Origin of the sequence: Methanosarcina barkeri MS, from assembly GCF_000970025.1 — an archaeon.
Taxonomy (GTDB): Archaea; Halobacteriota; Methanosarcinia; order Methanosarcinales; family Methanosarcinaceae; genus Methanosarcina; species Methanosarcina barkeri.
The window spans coordinates 275,442-291,559 of record NZ_CP009528.1 but is presented as its reverse complement, the minus strand read 5'-3'; the positions used below and the strand labels follow the sequence as shown (position 1 = coordinate 291,559).

Here is a 16,118-nt window from a genome sequence, read left to right as displayed (position 1 = left end):
CTATTTTTCCGGTTTTTCCTTTCATGGCATTATTCTTTCGATGGGTACGACAAGAATGTCACGCGCACCAACCTTCTTCAGCTTATTTACAATGGTAAAAATCAAGTCTGCATCCACAACAGCGTGAACTGCAAGAATGGATTCTCCGGGCAATTTGCTGGACTCGACCTTCATAACCGTTGGGCCTGACATTCCTGGAAGGACTTCTTTTACTGCCTGGAGAGAAGACTCAGGAACATTCATCATAAGATAACGCCGGTGCTTTGCATTTAGTACGCTTTCCAGTGCAGTTTTTATGTCCAGAATTTTTTCCTTTGTCCTGAGGCTTTCTTTATTTGCAATCAGGTAGACTGTGGAAGAAAAAACGGTATCAATAGGCTTTAAATGATTTATCATCAGAGTGGTTCCAGAGCTTGAGATGTCCACGATTGCATCCGCTATTCCCACATGCGGAGTCATTTCACAGGCTCCACTGACCTTTATAACCTCAACATTAACTCCAAGATTGTTGAAGTACTGGCGTGTAATTTCCGGAAACTCGGTTGCAATCTTTCGGCCTTCAAGATCCTCAGCTTTCTGAAACTCCGAGTCTTCGGGAACAGCCAGAACAAGGCTAGCCTTTCCGAATTTAAGGTCCAGAAGAGTTTCAACCTTTGCTCCTCTTTCCGTAATCAGATCTATGCCTGTAACACCTACGTCTGCAGCTCCATCCTGTACGTACTCAGGAATATCAGCAGCCCTGGCAAAGAGGATATGGATATCCTGATCGGTAGTTTTTGCAAAAAGTTTTCGGCTTTCGGCCCCTCCACTTATCGGGAGCCCTGCATCTTTGAAAATAGAGATTGTGGGTTCGTAAAGGCGCCCTTTATTGGGTATTGCAATGCGAATCATCTGTTATGTCCTCTATAAATAATCTGCCGGGAGGTATTTTCCCGGGTAAGCTCATCAAAGTAAAAACGTTTATCCAGAATACTCTAGTATGATATAGACTTCACGGTAAGATTTCATAGAAGTTTTCCTTTAAGAAAGGCAGGTCCATAGATAAAAAGCCTAATCATTATGAATTAATTTTGACAACCAATCAGTAAACTTCCAGGATTGAAGGTAAAAATCGTTTTTAAAGAAATTATTACTTTCAGTAATTAAGGTAGGGGAAAAATTATATAGTCATAGTAATTAAATAGGAAATGATTTTTGAAGTATATATTAGAAATTATTAATGTCAGAGTAACATAAGAATTAATCACAACAGAGTGCTAAGTATAGCAGACTGATGGTACAACTGACCGAAAAATAGTAAATCAATAACATTTACATTTAATAATAAAAACTATTATCGATTTTGAAAAAAGAGGATCCAAATGGCCCGAAATATCAAAGTGGAGGAGCTCTTCCAAACTCCTATTGAGAAACAGAGGATAGAGCTTGTAGAACGCAAAGGGATAGGGCATCCTGATAGTATATCAGACGGACTTGCCGAAGCCGTAAGTCGCGCACTATGCAGGGAATACATAAGCAAATGTGGAGCCGTACTCCACCATAATACTGACGAAACCCAGATTGTAGCCGGGAGATCCAGCCCAAAGTTCGGGGGCGGAGAAATACTGCAGCCCATATATATTCTACTGGTAGGCAGGGCAACAAAGGAGTTTGAAGGGGTAGATCTTGCTACCGAGTCTGTAGCCCTACAAGCTGCCAGAAGCTATCTTAAGAATACCCTTGTAAACATGGATCTCGAAAGAGATGTCATAATGGACTGCAAACTCGGGACAGGGTCTTCAGACCTGAGAGATGTCTTCAAAAGAGATAGGATTCCGGTTGCAAATGATACCTCATTTGGGGTTGGGCATGCTCCATTTTCCGAGCTTGAAAACCTCGTATATAACACCGAAAGACAACTGCTCACAGACCTTAAGTCGCGCATGCCTGGAATCGGAGAAGATATGAAGGTCATGGGACTCAGGGATGGGGAGGACATAACTCTTACAATATGCAGTGGCATGATTGGAAGATATATCGACGACCTGGACAGTTATATAAATATGACCCAGGAAATGCAGACTTATGTTGAGGAGATGGCAACCAGGTATACTGAGCGCAATGTAAAGGTCTGCATCAACACAGGAGATAACCTGAAAACCGGCTCTGTTTTCCTCACAGTTACAGGCACTTCAGCTGAAATGGGGGACGACGGCTCGGTAGGGCGCGGAAACCGCTGCAATGGGCTGATCACGCCAAACAGGCCTATGAGCATGGAGGCAACCAGTGGGAAGAACCCGATTAACCACATCGGCAAAATCTACAACCTCCTCTCGACCCAGATGGCACGTGATATTGTAAAGCAGGTTCCGGAAGTCCAGGACGTTTACATAAGGCTGCTTTCCCAGATTGGAAAACCAATTGACCAGCCACTTGTAGCAAGTGCGCAGATTATTCCCAAAGAAGGCACTTCTTTTGCAAGGGCCAAAGCCGAAGCCGAAGTTGTCATGGATGACTGGCTTTCCAATGTGACAAAGATTACCGAAATGGTAATTAAAGGAGAATTGAACACTTTTTAAACAAGGAAAACATTATCGAGAAGAACCTTTGGGTTCTTTTCATAATACTTATATTGTAACTATTTTTGACTTTAATGAATTTTTAATGAGAAACTGTTAATATTAAGTAGAGAGTTTATTGTTTTTAATAGTGAAGCTAATCGCTTTTATATTAAATCTGCATATATTTAGGTTGAATTGGGGTATTTTAGAGGAAAACCCAGTTATTTTTTAAAACCGGAGAATAATATCGAATTACGAAAACACTCCTGAGAACTCTTTAGAGTAAGGAGTAAAGTAGGCTATAGAACGAGTTTACAGGCTTAAAATTTTCATAAAAATGTCTCTATAGCCAATATATAGCGTAAAACATATATACCATCACCATATATGAGATGGTGCACTCAAGCAGTGCAACAGTGAAATAAAGTGGAATAATATACATTGTCCCGCCTTAACTCAGTGGTAGAGTGCGCGGCTGTAGTTCGGCTCGTGCGGGTAAAATTACCCGTACATTTCCGCGCAGGCACCGCGATGTCCCCGGTTCGAGTCTGGGAGGCGGGACCTAAAACAATTTCCAGAATCGAAAAGCTTCAACGGGAACATTTATATATTAAAAAAGCGTTTATGTTTTGCTCGCAACGCGAGCGAAAACCAATAGCAAAAGACACTGGAGTGTCCGGATAGTGTAGAGGCCTATCATGGAGCCCTGTCGAGGCTCCGACTCGGGTTCGAATCCCGGTCCGGGCGTTTCCAAATTAAAGCTCGGTTGATACCAATCGAGCAAAAACTTTTTTCAAAAACTTTTTTCAAAAACTTTTTTCAGATACTTTTTAACTTATCACTTTTGAGTAAAGAGTAAAAGTAAAAAATTTATTAGATGCTTTTTAACTCATCGCTTTTGAGTAAAGAGAAAAAGTAAAAACTTTCATTAAGTGTTTTTGAATTCATCACTTCTGAATCTAAGCTCATACTTTATAAAATAATATGTAGTATTCATCGTCTGTGAGGTTTCCGACTTCCTTGCCTCATCCATTCCATACTTTCTTCATATAATCTGTGGTATTCGTCGCCTGTAGGACTTCCGTCTTTCCTCAAGCACATTCGGATAACACTAAACACAACCTGAAGTGCTACCTCACATAAAAAAAGAAAGAAAATTAAGTTTCCAAAGTAAAGTATATCTTCTATCATTTTCTTAATGCTTCCTCTTTTTTCACATAGTCTGTACTCTTACCAGCAAACTGGATAAATAAAAAAGATATAGGTATTCCACATCTAATAGCAGACTTTATTAGGTTCACCTTGATTCTTGCTAGCTCTCTTTTTCCTTAACAGATATATTATTTAACAGATATATTATAAACTTATCTGAATTTATATAAATTCTCAAATTATACGAACAGTATTTAAAGTAAACGTAACAGCTAAAAAAATTGAATTATTAATTACTGCGAAAAAAGGTAGAGTTGGAAAGATAGAGTTGGAAGAATGAAAGATGGAAGTTGAATCTGTTGTATCTGACGATTCCCAGGAAGAACTGGACAGCATACAGGAAAAGTTAGAAGATACCAGAGAAAAAATGGAGTTTGAAACCCTCTCTTTTATTGAAGCTACCAAAAAATTCACCTCCGAATGGATTCAAAGAGAAATTGAAATAGCAGTGCAATCTCCGGAAAACGCAGTTTTTCCTGAGAACTTAAAATTTCATAACAACAAGGCCGGGAAATCAAAATTAGACCTTAAGGAGCTGTCCCTCAAAATTTCAGATATTGTAGAAACTCATCTTAACCACGGCGATTACTGGATTCATAGAAACGCACTGTTTCAGCCGGATATTTCAAGGGACTACATGGAATTTAAAAAAGAAAAAATTCGAAAGGAACTGACCTCAAGCGTTCGAAGAATCCTTGGCTGCGTTACCGAGATTTTCTGGGAAATCGAGGAAGGAGAACCTGAGAATAAAGCCTGGGTAAACGAGCTGGGAAGAAGAAGATATGCGTGCTTTCTCAGGTTTTCGGATGAAATGACAGCCTCTCTTAACCGTTATTTTGAGATGCTTGAAGAGCTTTTCATTTTAAACTATGAAATAAAAGAAGAAATCTTACGGATGGAAGGAAAGAAGACCTGACAATAAGACCTTTATGCACAAAGCTAGAATTACCCTGCATGACCGAACCAGAGTTCAGTATAAAGAAGGCCCTTGAAGAGGCAGGAACCGATGCCTATCTTATGACAGGGGACCTTCACAATTCAGATATTTATTACGTAACCCGCTTCCTGGCTTCCGACGATTTTGCATACCTGCAAACCGACGAAGGAAAAGAGATACTTTTTATTTCGGATATGGAAAAAGGGAGAGCCGAGATCGAGTCAAGGGTTTCGACAATAAAGACATTGCAGGACCTGGGCTACAGAGAGAAGATGAAGGAGAAAAAAGATTCATCTATTGCCTATGCAGCCTGCATATCCGAGCTGCTTGCAGGAGAAGGGATTAAGAAAGTCGCAGTGCCTTACGATTTCCCGATATTCGAATCAAACTTCCTCACAGAAGCGGGCTTTTCCGTAGTCCCAATAAAAAGCCCGTTCCGAAAAATCAGGAGCTTGAAAAGTCCGGAAGAAATTGAATCCATAAAGTACGCCCAGATGGCCGGAGAAAAAGCTATGGAAGCTGCAATAGCCTTGATATCAGGAGCAGAAGAAAGGGATGGCTTCCTCTATCACGCAGGAGAGGTACTAACAGGAGCTAAAGTACTTTCGGTTATAGATCATACCCTTCTTGATTATGGGTGCGAAGCCGAGGAGACAATAGTTTCATGCGGCAAGGATACGGCAAACCCTCATGGAACTACGGACGGACCTCTGAGAGCAAATGCCCCAGTTATCTTGGATATTTTTCCGCGGAGCAAAACGAAACGCTATTTTGCGGATATGACGCGCACAGTCTTGCACGGAAAAGCTTCGGAAGAGCTTAAAAAGATGTACGAAACTGTACTTGCAGCCCAGAAAAAAGGCTTTGAAATGGTTAAGCCCGGAGTAAAGGCATCCGATGTGCATAACGCTGTCTGCGATTTCTTTGAGGCACACGGTTATGATACCTACCGAAGTGGTGCAAAGGTAGGGTTTATTCACTCAACAGGACATGGAGTAGGGCTTGACATACATGAACTCCCAGGAGTCGGAGAAAACGGGACCTTACTTGAGGCAGGCAATGTAATCACTCTTGAGCCTGGCCTGTATTATCCTGAAATTGGAGGAATACGAATAGAAGATATGGTCCTGGTCACTGAAAATGGATATCAGAACTTTACAGGGCTGGAAAAGAGATTTGTAGTATAAAAGATTTACAATTGAAAGGATTTGTTATATTTTTATATTTTAATAACAATATATAACTTGCTCAAATCGAAGATAGTCTGTTAAAATGAAAGATTATCCGTTTGAATCAAAAAATATCTATTAAAATCTAAAAATATCTGTTAAAATCTAAAAAATATCTGTTAAAATCAAAAATGATCCATTTGAATTGAAAAGCATCGATTCAAATCGAGAATTAAAGATTTACATAAGAAACACACTCAGGAAAACTGTCAAAGTTTCAGTACTTTCCAGTAAAATTTTAATAAATTACCATGAGTTCTAATAAGAGTCCAATAAGATTTCGATAAGATTTCAATAAACCATTTAAAAGGGGTAATATGACCGATAATGTGCACAATAAGCAAGATATCCTTGAGAAATACAGGGAAGCAGGCAAGATCCTGAAAACTGTCAGAACCGAAGCCGTAGAAATGGTCAAGGTAGGGAATAGTCTGCTTCAAGTTGCAGATTTTATTGAAAACCGGACTATAGAGCTGGGAGGCAGGCCTGCTTTTCCCTGCAATATTTCAAGGAATCAAGAGGCTGCACATGCAACCCCAAAGATCGGAGATACTGACGTTTTTGGAAAGGATATGGTTAAGCTGGACCTCGGGGTCCATGTGGACGGATATGTTGCAGACTCGGCTGTAACTGTTGACTTATCCGGAAACTCCGACATCAAGAAAGCCGCCGAAGAAGCTCTCGCCGCAGCCATTGAACTTGCAAAGCCAGGAGTTTCTACAGGAGAATTAGGAGCTTCAATTGAGGACAGCATTCGCAGTAACGGACTAAACCCGATAATAAACCTGACAGGCCACGGGCTTTCTCAGTACGAAGCCCACGATGATCCTTCTGTTCCTAACCGACATGTGGAAGGAGGAGCAATTTTAAAAGAAGGAGATGTGCTTGCAATCGAGCCCTTTGCAACGGATGGAGTCGGTACTGTCCATGATGGGAACTGGGCCGAGATATACAGCCTTATAAGGAAAAAACCGGTCCGTTTGCCTGCAGTCCGGAATGTCCTGAAACAGGTTGAAGAATATAGGGAATTGCCTTTTGCAAAACGCTGGCTCAAATCCGACAAACTGGATTTCGTATTACTCCAGCTCGAAAAAACAGGAATTATTCGCCCTTATCCTGTACTTCTCGAAAGTTCAGGAGGGCTTGTAGCCCAGGCAGAACACACCATAATAGTAACCCAGGATGGCTGCGAAATTACAACAAAGTAAAAACCGAAAGATAAAGAGAAAATGAAGTTGAAAATAAAGAGAAAACTAAATAGAGAATAAATGAAGATAAGTTGAAAATAAAGAGAAAATGAGCCGGGACTAAAAGATGAAGAATGTAAAGGTTAGCAAAAAGTCAGAAAACTAAAAAACTAAAAAATGAGTTGAGCGCCTTGAAAGCATACAATCTTTTTTTAACCGGTTTTCTGATAATAACCCTTTTTATACCTGCCTTTCTGGCAGAGCCCTGTAACGCTGCCTTTGTACCCAGCAATAACATCACGCTGGAAAGGGGCGGAATGACCTGGGAATATCAAGAACAAATTACAGGCAATGAATCTATTGTCTTCAGGAGCTTCATAGACCTGGAAGCAGGAGACAGTGATAGATTTGTTAATGCATGGGAAATCCTGAAAGCAGAATCCATTCTCAGAGACAAAATGGAAGAATCTGTAAAAACCAAACCTGATGTGAAACTCAATGGTACTTCGGAGCCAGTCAAATTAACAGATGTTGACTTTTTACTCTCAAAAGAAGCTCTGGGCGAGATTGAAAAAACCTCATCAATTACTAATTCTGCGACTGTAAACTATACTTTCGACAAACCGATCGGCCAGGAAGCGAATATCTGGCTTATGGGCACTCCGACCTCAAATGTCACAATCAATCTGCCTGCAGGCTTTGATGTCGAAAAGACAGATGGACTGGATAATGAAAGTAAGGAATCCGAAAACAACTATACAGTTCTTAAAGGCAATTTCAGCCAGGAAAAAAATATAACTCTCTGGATTTCTGAAAATGAAACCTATAAAGCCGAGATGCAGGAAAGAAAAAGAATCATTGAGCAGAACGCAGAAAACAAAACCAATGCAACCGTAAATAAAACCAGAGCTGCCGGAAAAGCCGTAAAAGCCAGTAAATCCTCTGGATTTTTCAAAGACATCTTTATATGGTTTTATCAGGTAATCCAAAAAGTTAATCTGGTTTAAAGCGGTTCTGAAAAATATGCTTATTGAACAGATTCAGCTTGAAAAAGGGTGTGCTCTTGGCCTCCGCTTTGAGATGCAAAAATACCCTCTTCTGGTTATAAGGGCAGAGAAAGGCTTCCTGATGTGCGGATACCTGAATGTAAATGCTGCAGAGGCACTTGGAGACACGGCAGCGAAGATTAAAGGCGTACAGAGTTTTGAAGACATGCTCAAAGCCCAGGTCGTTGAAGTAACCCAGTTCGCCAGGGAAATCGGGGTCGAACCCGGAATGACTGGCAGGGAAGCTCTGGAAAGGATGTTATGAGGAAAGAGATCTTTAAAGTTCTGTTGCAAAAAACATCATATAGAAGTAAAAATCTAGTTGAAAGCAAACAACATAAAAAGACAGAATTCCTAAAATAACATTCAGATTAGACAGCTATTCTAAATAACTTATTTATAAAATTGATTTCAACAAGAACACATCGATTTAAAGCAACAGCCGATCCTTTTTTTATCATATACATAATTTCAATTTCCTTTAAAGTTTTGGTCATGCAGTGTTATATGGTTGATATTGCCATGATTAAATATTCAGTATAACAAATACTTGTATTTTTGTGCAAGGAGCGCAAGTCAGCTCCAATTGCACGAGGTTCGGAACAAAAAAGGCCTAGGAACAAAAAGGGCCTGAAAACTACTTTATGAGTATTTGGGAATAATATCAACCAGATAATAGAGAACGATCCTTATTTTTACCACTCAAAATACAATATTAAAAAAAGTTTAAATTAATTCTGTAAATTCAAAGTCAAATTTTTGTATACTGAACAAAATTTAGTTCTCTTGCGAGGGGATTTTCAAACCACAAACTTGATAATATTTATAATTTTACAGAAAAAGTGGCACACTGCCATTTAAATATTAGTCAAATTACTATCGGGAAGGATATATAGTGGATTTGATAGAACTTGCTGTACTTTTCCTAATACTAGCACTGATTGAATATGCACTGGGCGCACGGGAAATCGCCGGTTTCTGTATGGAGATTGCAAAGTGGATTATTATAATCTTTTTGATACTTGCAATCCTCATATTCTTCTTCAGATGACGGCAACCTCTAGCAAAGTAAGTGTTAAGTTAGGTAATGACTAGACAACTTCCCTAAAATTATACATATTCTGTTATCATAATTCCATATTATTGGTCATCGGTTAAGAAATTCTCATACCTGAAAGCTATCGATTTTGCGTAAGAAGTCGGCTTTAAATTTTGGCCTGTTTACATGAAATTGATTCTCTGTTCCATCTCATAATTTATTAAAATATTTGACAAATGTTGTGGAAATGGAGACGATTCGTCACGATTTTTCACTTAGCCAAAGACACATGAGAAGCAATTAGGTATTATGACTTTCAACGCATCAGTTTGTGCTTAAGAGCCTTTGTTTTCTTTCTTCTGCTGTGTTCATATCCTATCAAGAAAACGCCCAAAATCCAAGATGATGCCAATAATCGACCATCATGTAGAGATGTAAAATCTAATGTTCCGAAGATAAGACATAAAACCCCACAAAGAAAAATTAACCGTATATTGACTTCAATAAAAATCACCCATATCATTACTTAGATTACATGTTTTAACCTTTTTACAGTAATCTCAAAACATAGTAATCAGAATGCAGATCAGCACCGTATAAGCAGGTGGCACTTAAAAAAATATTTAATATTTAGTAACGTATAAAGCAGCATGAACAATGAAACTGCAATGTATGGCTCTAGTGCTGCCGGAAAAATGTCTTATAGTCATACTGTAACATTATATGGGCTACCTGTTATATACATTGTAATTGGCGCCTTAGTAATATTAGTTATTTTATATTTATCTTGTAGGGTGAAAAGAAAGGATTGCCAACATTTTATGAAAAAATCGAGTTACCTGAAATTGTTTATTGCTTTCTTTGTCCCGTTGTTCTTTTATAATATGTATAATATGTATAACAGTTTTTGGCATTACAATATTTATAACAAATCATGGGATAATAATTTCTGGTTTACTGACCCTATTTCTATTATTATAACTACAAGCACTCTATCGTTAATGGAATCTATCATCCCATATTTATTCATAACTCTGAGTATACTTATAATAAAGTGTTATCGTAAATCGTCTTAAGATGATCTTAAAGATTCATTGCAAAAATATCAGAATAAGCATGTAAGAGCCTATTCGAAAAGTCAGCAACAAATGTTGAAAAGTTACAAAAAGTTTATAGTATGAGTTTATCCGTTCAGTTTTTCATATTTCTATTTTAAAAGTTCTAAAAAGAAGTCACTTTTCGGATTTTGCCACATTAGATATGACTCTACCCTGAATCTTCAACGGCTGATCTTCACGCATATCACAGGAAAAACGATATGCATACTGTAATCTTGCTCCAATTATCCAAAGCGTAGTCACAGATAAAAGCGATCAGAATAGGGTAAGGTGTATTAACGCATCAAACCAAGAGCACGACTGGAGTAGATTAGATAGTAATAATATTGTATAGTAGTAATAATAGTGTGATTGTTAATTTTTTATATATAAACTGACCAGACTTTTAAAACTCTCTTGCATTCTCGAATATGCCTTGAGATTTCACAGAATAATAATTACAACCAAACCCATCAGTTACTTTTAACAACTACTTTCACGTTTCACGCACGGAGTTTTATATCTATTCCGCACCGTCATGGTACGAATATCATTTCGAGTTTATAATTATCAACCTATTCCGGATCACCAATGTTATACGCTTTTGAACTTTCTGGAGAACATGAAGAACTGCCCGCCGCCGAAGTATTTGCCTGTCTCAAAATAGAGGGACTTGATTTCCGACCCCATACTATTCTTGACCAGTGCCTTGTGGTGGAAATAACTGGTAAAGAAGAGGATGTGGAAAAAATCCTTCGAGGCCCGATAACTGACAGGCTGGCAATGACCCACCATATCCTGAAAGTTGTTGGGATTACCGAAAATACTCCGGATGCAATCCTTAAACTTGCAGAAGCCTCTGATTCCTCAGGCTACATAAAGGAAGGACAAAGTTTTGTAGTCAGAGCAAAGCGAATCAAACACCATGTAGATTTTTCGGGCGAGTTTCTGGAACAGAAAGTAGGAGGATGCATTTACAGGAAAGGCTTTCGGGCAAATCTGAAAAATCCGGAAGTGGAATTCAGGGTGATCCTGAGTGAAAAAGCTGTGTTCGGAACTCTCCTGTCCTCTATCGACAGAAGTGCATATGAAGCCAGAAATCCCCAGAATAAACCTTTTTTCCATCCTGGGGTCCTTATGCCAAGAGTTGCACGCGCCCTCGCAAACCTCTCTGGAATAAAGCCAGGAGAACTCTTTCTGGACCCCTTTTGCGGCACTGCAGGAATTCTTATTGAAGCCGGGCTTATGGGAGCAAGGGTTATAGGAGTCGATGCCCAGGAAAAACTTGTTGAGGGAGCCCGCATGAACCTTGAAGCCTTTAAACTGGATTATGCCCTGATGGAAGGAGATGCCTGCAGGGTTCCATTAAAGGAAGAAACGATAAATGCAGTCGTAACTGACCCACCCTACGGCAGATCGGCAGCAATTGTTGCCGAGTCCCTGGAAGAACTTTATTCCTGTGCTCTTAGTGAGATTGAGCGTGTCCTTAAGCCTGAAGGCATTGCAGTTGTAGTTTCGGATAAAGCTGCAGCGGAATACGGAGAAAAGGCAGGGCTTAAGGTTCTTAAGATTTACTCCCAGAGAGTACATCGAAGCCTTACCCGGACAATAACTGTTTTTCAGAAAGAAGTGAAAAATGAGAATGGCAAACGGGAATGAAGAATGAAAATGAGAAGCGGGAATGAAGAATCAAAGCAAAGGTAAAATCAAAAGTAAAGTCCAAAAGTAAAATCAAAAGTAAAATCAAAAGTAAAATCAAAAGTAAAATCAAAAGTAAAATCAAAAGTAAAATCAAAAGTAAAATCAAAAGTAAAATCAAAAGTAAAATCAAAAGTAAAATCAAAAGTAAAATCAAAAGTAAAATCAAAAGTAAAATCAAAAGTAAAATCAAAAGTAAAATCAAAAGTAAAATCAAAAGTAAAATCAAAAGTAAAATCAAAAGTAAAATCAAAAGTAAAATCAAAAGTAAAATCAAAAGTAAAATCAAAAGTAAGGTCCAAAAGTAAAATCAAAATGAAATGTTAAAAGTTAAGAATACTGTAAAGGCGCTTTTTACTCATGGGAAATGAGTTCTTCCAGCACTTCTGCCATAACCCTATGCCTGAGAATACGTTTCTGGTTCTGTTCACCTGCTCTCCGGATAGAGTAATCGTCTTCAACCCATTCTATTTTCTCGTCATAATTCACTTTCAGAAGGGTCAATCCATAAGCAGGAGCAGCTTCGATTCCTTCTTCATAAATATCCGGATTCAGCATCTGGAGCAGCCAATCAGTATCACGAACCCCTTTGCCTATCATGGAAAGAGCGGTTACGAGTTTCCGGACCATATTCCAGAGGAAACTATTTCCAACAACATCGATTTTTATAAGTTCTCCATCTATGCGGGCATCGATCCTTTCTATGGTTCGAACCGTACTTTTTTCTCCATTAGTTCGCGAAAAGTTTTCAAAATCGTGCGTTCCGAGCAGAAATTTTGAAGCTTCCCGGATTTTGGAGATATCATACTCTTTTCCGCTCATTACATAGCGGTAGTGCCTGGAAACCGCATCTCTTCTGGCATCAAAGCTTAGAGGCACTTCCGCGTGAGCCCAGACCCAGATTCCGGAGGGCAGTTCGGAATTTATTACCCTTGGAATTGCCAGGTTCAATTTATCCGTGTCAAAGGAGACAACCTGTTCAAGAGCGTGAACCCCGGCATCGGTTCTACCGGCGCAGGTATAATTCGCAGACTTGGGGCTTTCTATAATCCCGAGGTTTCGAAGAGCCTTGAAGAGTTCTCCCTCCACAGTCTCAACATTGGGCTGGATCTGGGAGCCGTGAAACTCGGTGCCTATGTATGCAAGTTTTAAAGCGACTCTCATAAGAATCTCTACTTGGCTTTATTCTTATAATAGACTTCTCTTACAATCAGTACGACTACTATAAAAAGACACCCTAACAGGAACCAGAACCCGGGGTGAAGAGAAAGCATGTCATAAAGCCCATGAAGCCCGCTTGCATGAGTTAACCCTTCAGGAGGGATAGAAGAGCACCCTGGGACAGAGTTTAAACCGTCCGGAGCGGACATTGGAACTTCAGCAACTCCCTTAGTCGGGCCAGACTCCAGTCCAGAGGATAGATTTCCTGCTCCGGATTCCAAAACCTCAGAGCTTGCATTCGCAGCTTCTTCGGGCACCTGCTGATCGAGAGTTATTTTCGGGCTTACGTTATTGCTCTCGTTTATTCCCAGGACCATTTGCTCTGGAGAAGAATTGTCAAATGTTTCCATTGTCCTCATTCTCAAAGGAGCAGTTGCATCAATGACCCTTTTTGCTTTCATATAAGCTGAAAAATATTCTATACCCGCGGCTGCAAAAAAGGCAGCTACTATTACTCCAAGGTACTTTTGCAGCAGGTTTACGAGAGAAAGTCTGTCTATAGAGCTTTTCGAAGGAACGAGGACGATCAGTTTTTCGGCTGACTCGTAGATTTTTACCTGCCTTCCTTTCTTGCTCCACTTTATTTGTTTGATCTTTATAAGATCGGACTCTATAAGGGAGTCAAGATTATACTTAACAGTAGTAAGGGGAAGTTTCAACTCCTCTGCAATACTGGTTGCAGACATGCTTTTTTTCCCGAGCAACTCAAGAATCTTTATTGATGTTTCATTGGAAAGGATCTGAGTGATCTTTCTGGATTCCCCATTTACCGGGAGAACAAGCACCTTGCCGCTCTGCTCCAGTTGCTCAGATCCCGGCAAGGAGTTGCCGGCTGTCGATAAACTATCTTGATCTTCAAGTCCGTCCATAATTACTTCCTGGATTAAAAACCTGTCTATTTTTAACTCAGAGTATAACCTTAGTTTGCGCGAATAAATATAAAGTTTTATTTTTACGGCAGAATATCCATTCATTACTATATCTAGATATAGAATCCAGACCTTAACCTTAAATAGAACATTGTATATACTAATCTAAATTTTCCGCTGGTAACAATCATGATCACAAAACAGCAGGTTCTTGAATTTCTGAAAAATTACGATTTAGAAAACATTACAATTGCAACAATTTGCTCCCACTCTAGCCTTCAAATTTTTGACGGAGCTCGGAAAGAAGGCTTCAGAACTCTGGGAATCTGCGTCGGCAAGCCTCCAAAATTTTATGAGGCTTTTCCCAAAGCAAAACCCGATGAGTATCTTGTCGTCGATAGCTATGCCGATATAATGAACAAGGTTGAGGAGCTTAGAAAGAAAAATGCCATTATTATTCCGCACGGCTCAGTAGTTGCTTACCTTGGCACGGAAAATTTTGCAGAGATGGCCGTACCCACTTTCGGAAACCGGGCTGTGCTTGAATGGGAGTCGGACAGGGATAAAGAACGTGAGTGGTTGCTCGGAGCAGGCATTCATATGCCCGGGAAAATCGATGATCCTCACGACATCAATGGGCCTGTAATGGTCAAGTACGACGGGGCAAAAGGAGGAAAAGGTTTCTTTGTTGCAAAAACCTACAAAGAATTCGATGAACTCATAGACCGGACCCAGAAGTACACGATTCAGGAATTTATTACCGGGACCCGTTATTACCTTCATTACTTTTATTCCCCAATCCGAAACGAAGGATACACTTTAAGCAAGGGCAGCCTTGAACTTCTGAGCATGGACCGCAGGGTAGAATCCAACGCGGATGAAATCTTCAGGCTCGGTTCACCCAGAGAACTCGTAGAAGCAGGAATCCGTCCGACATATGTAGTCACAGGAAATATGCCCCTTGTAGCAAGAGAATCCCTCTTACCACTTATCTTCTCTCTTGGAGAAAGGGTAGTTGAAGAATCTCTTGGCCTCTTTGGCGGGATGATTGGGTCTTTCTGCCTTGAGACTGTTTTTACGGATACGCTTGAGATTAAAGTGTTCGAGATCTCGGCCAGAATTGTTGCAGGAACAAACCTTTACGTTTCAGGTTCTCCTTATGCAGACCTGATGGAAGAAAACCTCTCAACTGGAAGAAGAATAGCTAGGGAAATCAAAATAGCAGCTCAAACAGGCCAGCTCGATAAGATAATATCCTGAGCAGGTAATAACTTCAAGAAAATGAACTTTTAGAGTATATTGATAATTAAGTTTTCAAGCTCTAAAAATTAGATTTTTCAAGGTTGACTGCCTTTTTAACCTTTAATTTTTTGGTTTTCCAAACAAGTTTTTTCAGGACTTATTGGGAAATACACATCTACTGTTTTTCTTACTTCTTTTAACCACTCTAATCGTTCCTCAAGCTTGCTCGTAACTATAACCCCAAACATTCTTCTATGAAAATTTTTTACTCCGCAGAAATCGAAAACGCAGTTTTTCCATAATATCTCAAGCGGATCCCCAAACACTTGCAATTCCCGTTCTCTCGGTGTGTTTGATGTGTTAAATACTAAAGCAGTTTTTGCTTTTAGCAATCCTATTGGTATTCCTTCGCCGCTATCTCCTTCTTTAAATTCATATGCTACTCCAGCACGTACTACTCTATCCACCCATCCTTTTAAAATCGCAGGAGGTTGCCCCCACCAGTTTGGATGAATAATAACGATTCCTTCAGCTTTACTAATTTCATTGCAGTGTTCTTCTATTACACCTTCTAAAAGGACACCTTTAGGAATTTCCTGATCTGAGAGAATCGGATTAAATTTTTCTTCATAAAGATCGTGAAAAAAGACTTCATGTCCGTTATTTGAAAGAGTTTCTATAACGGTATTTGCAATCGCATGATTAAAACTACCTTTACTTGGATGTCCAAGAATTACCAGTACATTCAACGAACTCTACCTCTCTATCCTGTGAATATATTGTTATACTGACGACATCACA

15 protein-coding genes and 2 tRNA genes are annotated in these 16,118 nt (G+C 39.5%); 11 read left to right on the top strand and 6 right to left on the bottom strand.

Features of this window, described 5'->3' with window-relative positions:
* Positions 1-21: 21 nt before the first annotated feature.
* Complete coding sequence (gene hisG, locus MSBRM_RS01285; RefSeq protein ID WP_048120460.1) at positions 22-891, bottom strand: ATP phosphoribosyltransferase; 870 nt, start codon at positions 889-891, stop codon at positions 22-24.
* Positions 892-1,361: 470 nt separating this feature from the next.
* Between hisG and MSBRM_RS01280 the strand changes: the two genes are divergently transcribed.
* The 3 genes from MSBRM_RS01280 (at position 1,362) to MSBRM_RS01270 (ending at position 3,287) form a co-directional block, all read left to right on the top strand.
* Complete coding sequence (locus MSBRM_RS01280; protein WP_048154190.1) at positions 1,362-2,558, top strand: methionine adenosyltransferase; 1,197 nt, start codon at positions 1,362-1,364, stop codon at positions 2,556-2,558.
* Positions 2,559-2,985: 427 nt separating this feature from the next.
* Positions 2,986-3,101, top strand: a tRNA-Tyr gene (locus MSBRM_RS01275).
* 113 nt (positions 3,102-3,214) lie between these two features.
* A tRNA-Asp gene (locus MSBRM_RS01270) sits at positions 3,215-3,287 on the top strand.
* Between the two features lie 246 nt (positions 3,288-3,533).
* On the opposite strand, the gene MSBRM_RS19880 is transcribed toward MSBRM_RS01270, so the two are convergent.
* Positions 3,534-3,731, bottom strand: a complete 198-nt coding sequence (locus MSBRM_RS19880; protein WP_048120469.1) for a hypothetical protein — start codon at positions 3,729-3,731, stop codon at positions 3,534-3,536.
* Positions 3,732-4,035: 304 nt separating this feature from the next.
* On the opposite strand from MSBRM_RS19880, the gene MSBRM_RS01265 reads away from it, so the two are divergent.
* From MSBRM_RS01265 to MSBRM_RS01235, 7 genes are all read left to right on the top strand, one after another.
* Complete coding sequence (locus MSBRM_RS01265; protein WP_048120471.1) at positions 4,036-4,668, top strand: hypothetical protein; 633 nt, start codon at positions 4,036-4,038, stop codon at positions 4,666-4,668.
* Between the two features lie 38 nt (positions 4,669-4,706).
* Positions 4,707-5,876, top strand: coding sequence for a M24 family metallopeptidase (locus MSBRM_RS01260; protein ID WP_048120473.1), 1,170 nt, complete (start codon positions 4,707-4,709; stop codon positions 5,874-5,876).
* A gap of 359 nt (positions 5,877-6,235) precedes the next feature.
* Positions 6,236-7,126 carry a type II methionyl aminopeptidase gene (gene map / locus MSBRM_RS01255; protein WP_048120475.1) on the top strand — a complete coding sequence of 297 codons (891 nt, stop codon included), beginning with the start codon at positions 6,236-6,238 and terminating at the stop codon, positions 7,124-7,126.
* Positions 7,127-7,296: 170 nt separating this feature from the next.
* Positions 7,297-8,112 carry a hypothetical protein gene (locus tag MSBRM_RS01250; protein WP_230628838.1) on the top strand — a complete coding sequence of 272 codons (816 nt, stop codon included), beginning with the start codon at positions 7,297-7,299 and terminating at the stop codon, positions 8,110-8,112.
* Positions 8,113-8,128: 16 nt separating this feature from the next.
* On the top strand, positions 8,129-8,416 hold the full coding sequence (locus MSBRM_RS01245; RefSeq protein WP_048120479.1) for a YunC family protein: 288 nt from the start codon (positions 8,129-8,131) through the stop codon (positions 8,414-8,416).
* A gap of 630 nt (positions 8,417-9,046) precedes the next feature.
* Entirely contained in the window at positions 9,047-9,202 is a 156-nt protein-coding gene (locus MSBRM_RS19070) for a DUF1328 family protein (RefSeq protein WP_230628840.1), read from the top strand.
* Positions 9,203-10,878: 1,676 nt separating this feature from the next.
* Positions 10,879-11,946: a TRM11 family SAM-dependent methyltransferase gene (locus tag MSBRM_RS01235; protein WP_048154188.1), complete on the top strand. Its 1,068-nt coding sequence runs from the start codon at positions 10,879-10,881 to the stop codon at positions 11,944-11,946.
* Positions 11,947-11,993: 47 nt separating this feature from the next.
* Here the strand turns inward: MSBRM_RS01235 and MSBRM_RS01230 are convergent, their stop codons facing one another.
* Genes MSBRM_RS01230 through MSBRM_RS01220 form a run of 3 tightly spaced genes read right to left on the bottom strand, consistent with a single transcriptional unit; the run spans position 11,994 to position 14,075 of the window.
* Positions 11,994-12,287: a hypothetical protein gene (locus MSBRM_RS01230; protein WP_052712644.1), complete on the bottom strand. Its 294-nt coding sequence runs from the start codon at positions 12,285-12,287 to the stop codon at positions 11,994-11,996.
* A 52-nt stretch (positions 12,288-12,339) separates the two neighbouring features.
* Complete coding sequence (gene truA, locus MSBRM_RS01225; RefSeq protein ID WP_048120487.1) at positions 12,340-13,149, bottom strand: tRNA pseudouridine(38-40) synthase TruA; 810 nt, start codon at positions 13,147-13,149, stop codon at positions 12,340-12,342.
* A gap of 8 nt (positions 13,150-13,157) precedes the next feature.
* Complete coding sequence (locus tag MSBRM_RS01220; protein WP_048123323.1) at positions 13,158-14,075, bottom strand: ArsR/SmtB family transcription factor; 918 nt, start codon at positions 14,073-14,075, stop codon at positions 13,158-13,160.
* Positions 14,076-14,264: 189 nt separating this feature from the next.
* On the opposite strand from MSBRM_RS01220, the gene MSBRM_RS01215 reads away from it, so the two are divergent.
* Positions 14,265-15,335: a formate--phosphoribosylaminoimidazolecarboxamide ligase gene (locus MSBRM_RS01215; protein ID WP_048120489.1), complete on the top strand. Its 1,071-nt coding sequence runs from the start codon at positions 14,265-14,267 to the stop codon at positions 15,333-15,335.
* 95 nt (positions 15,336-15,430) lie between these two features.
* Here MSBRM_RS01215 and MSBRM_RS01210 read toward each other — a convergent pair whose 3' ends face one another.
* Entirely contained in the window at positions 15,431-16,066 is a 636-nt protein-coding gene (locus MSBRM_RS01210) for an NAD(P)H-dependent oxidoreductase (protein ID WP_048154182.1), read from the bottom strand.
* Positions 16,067-16,118 lie beyond the last annotated feature (52 nt).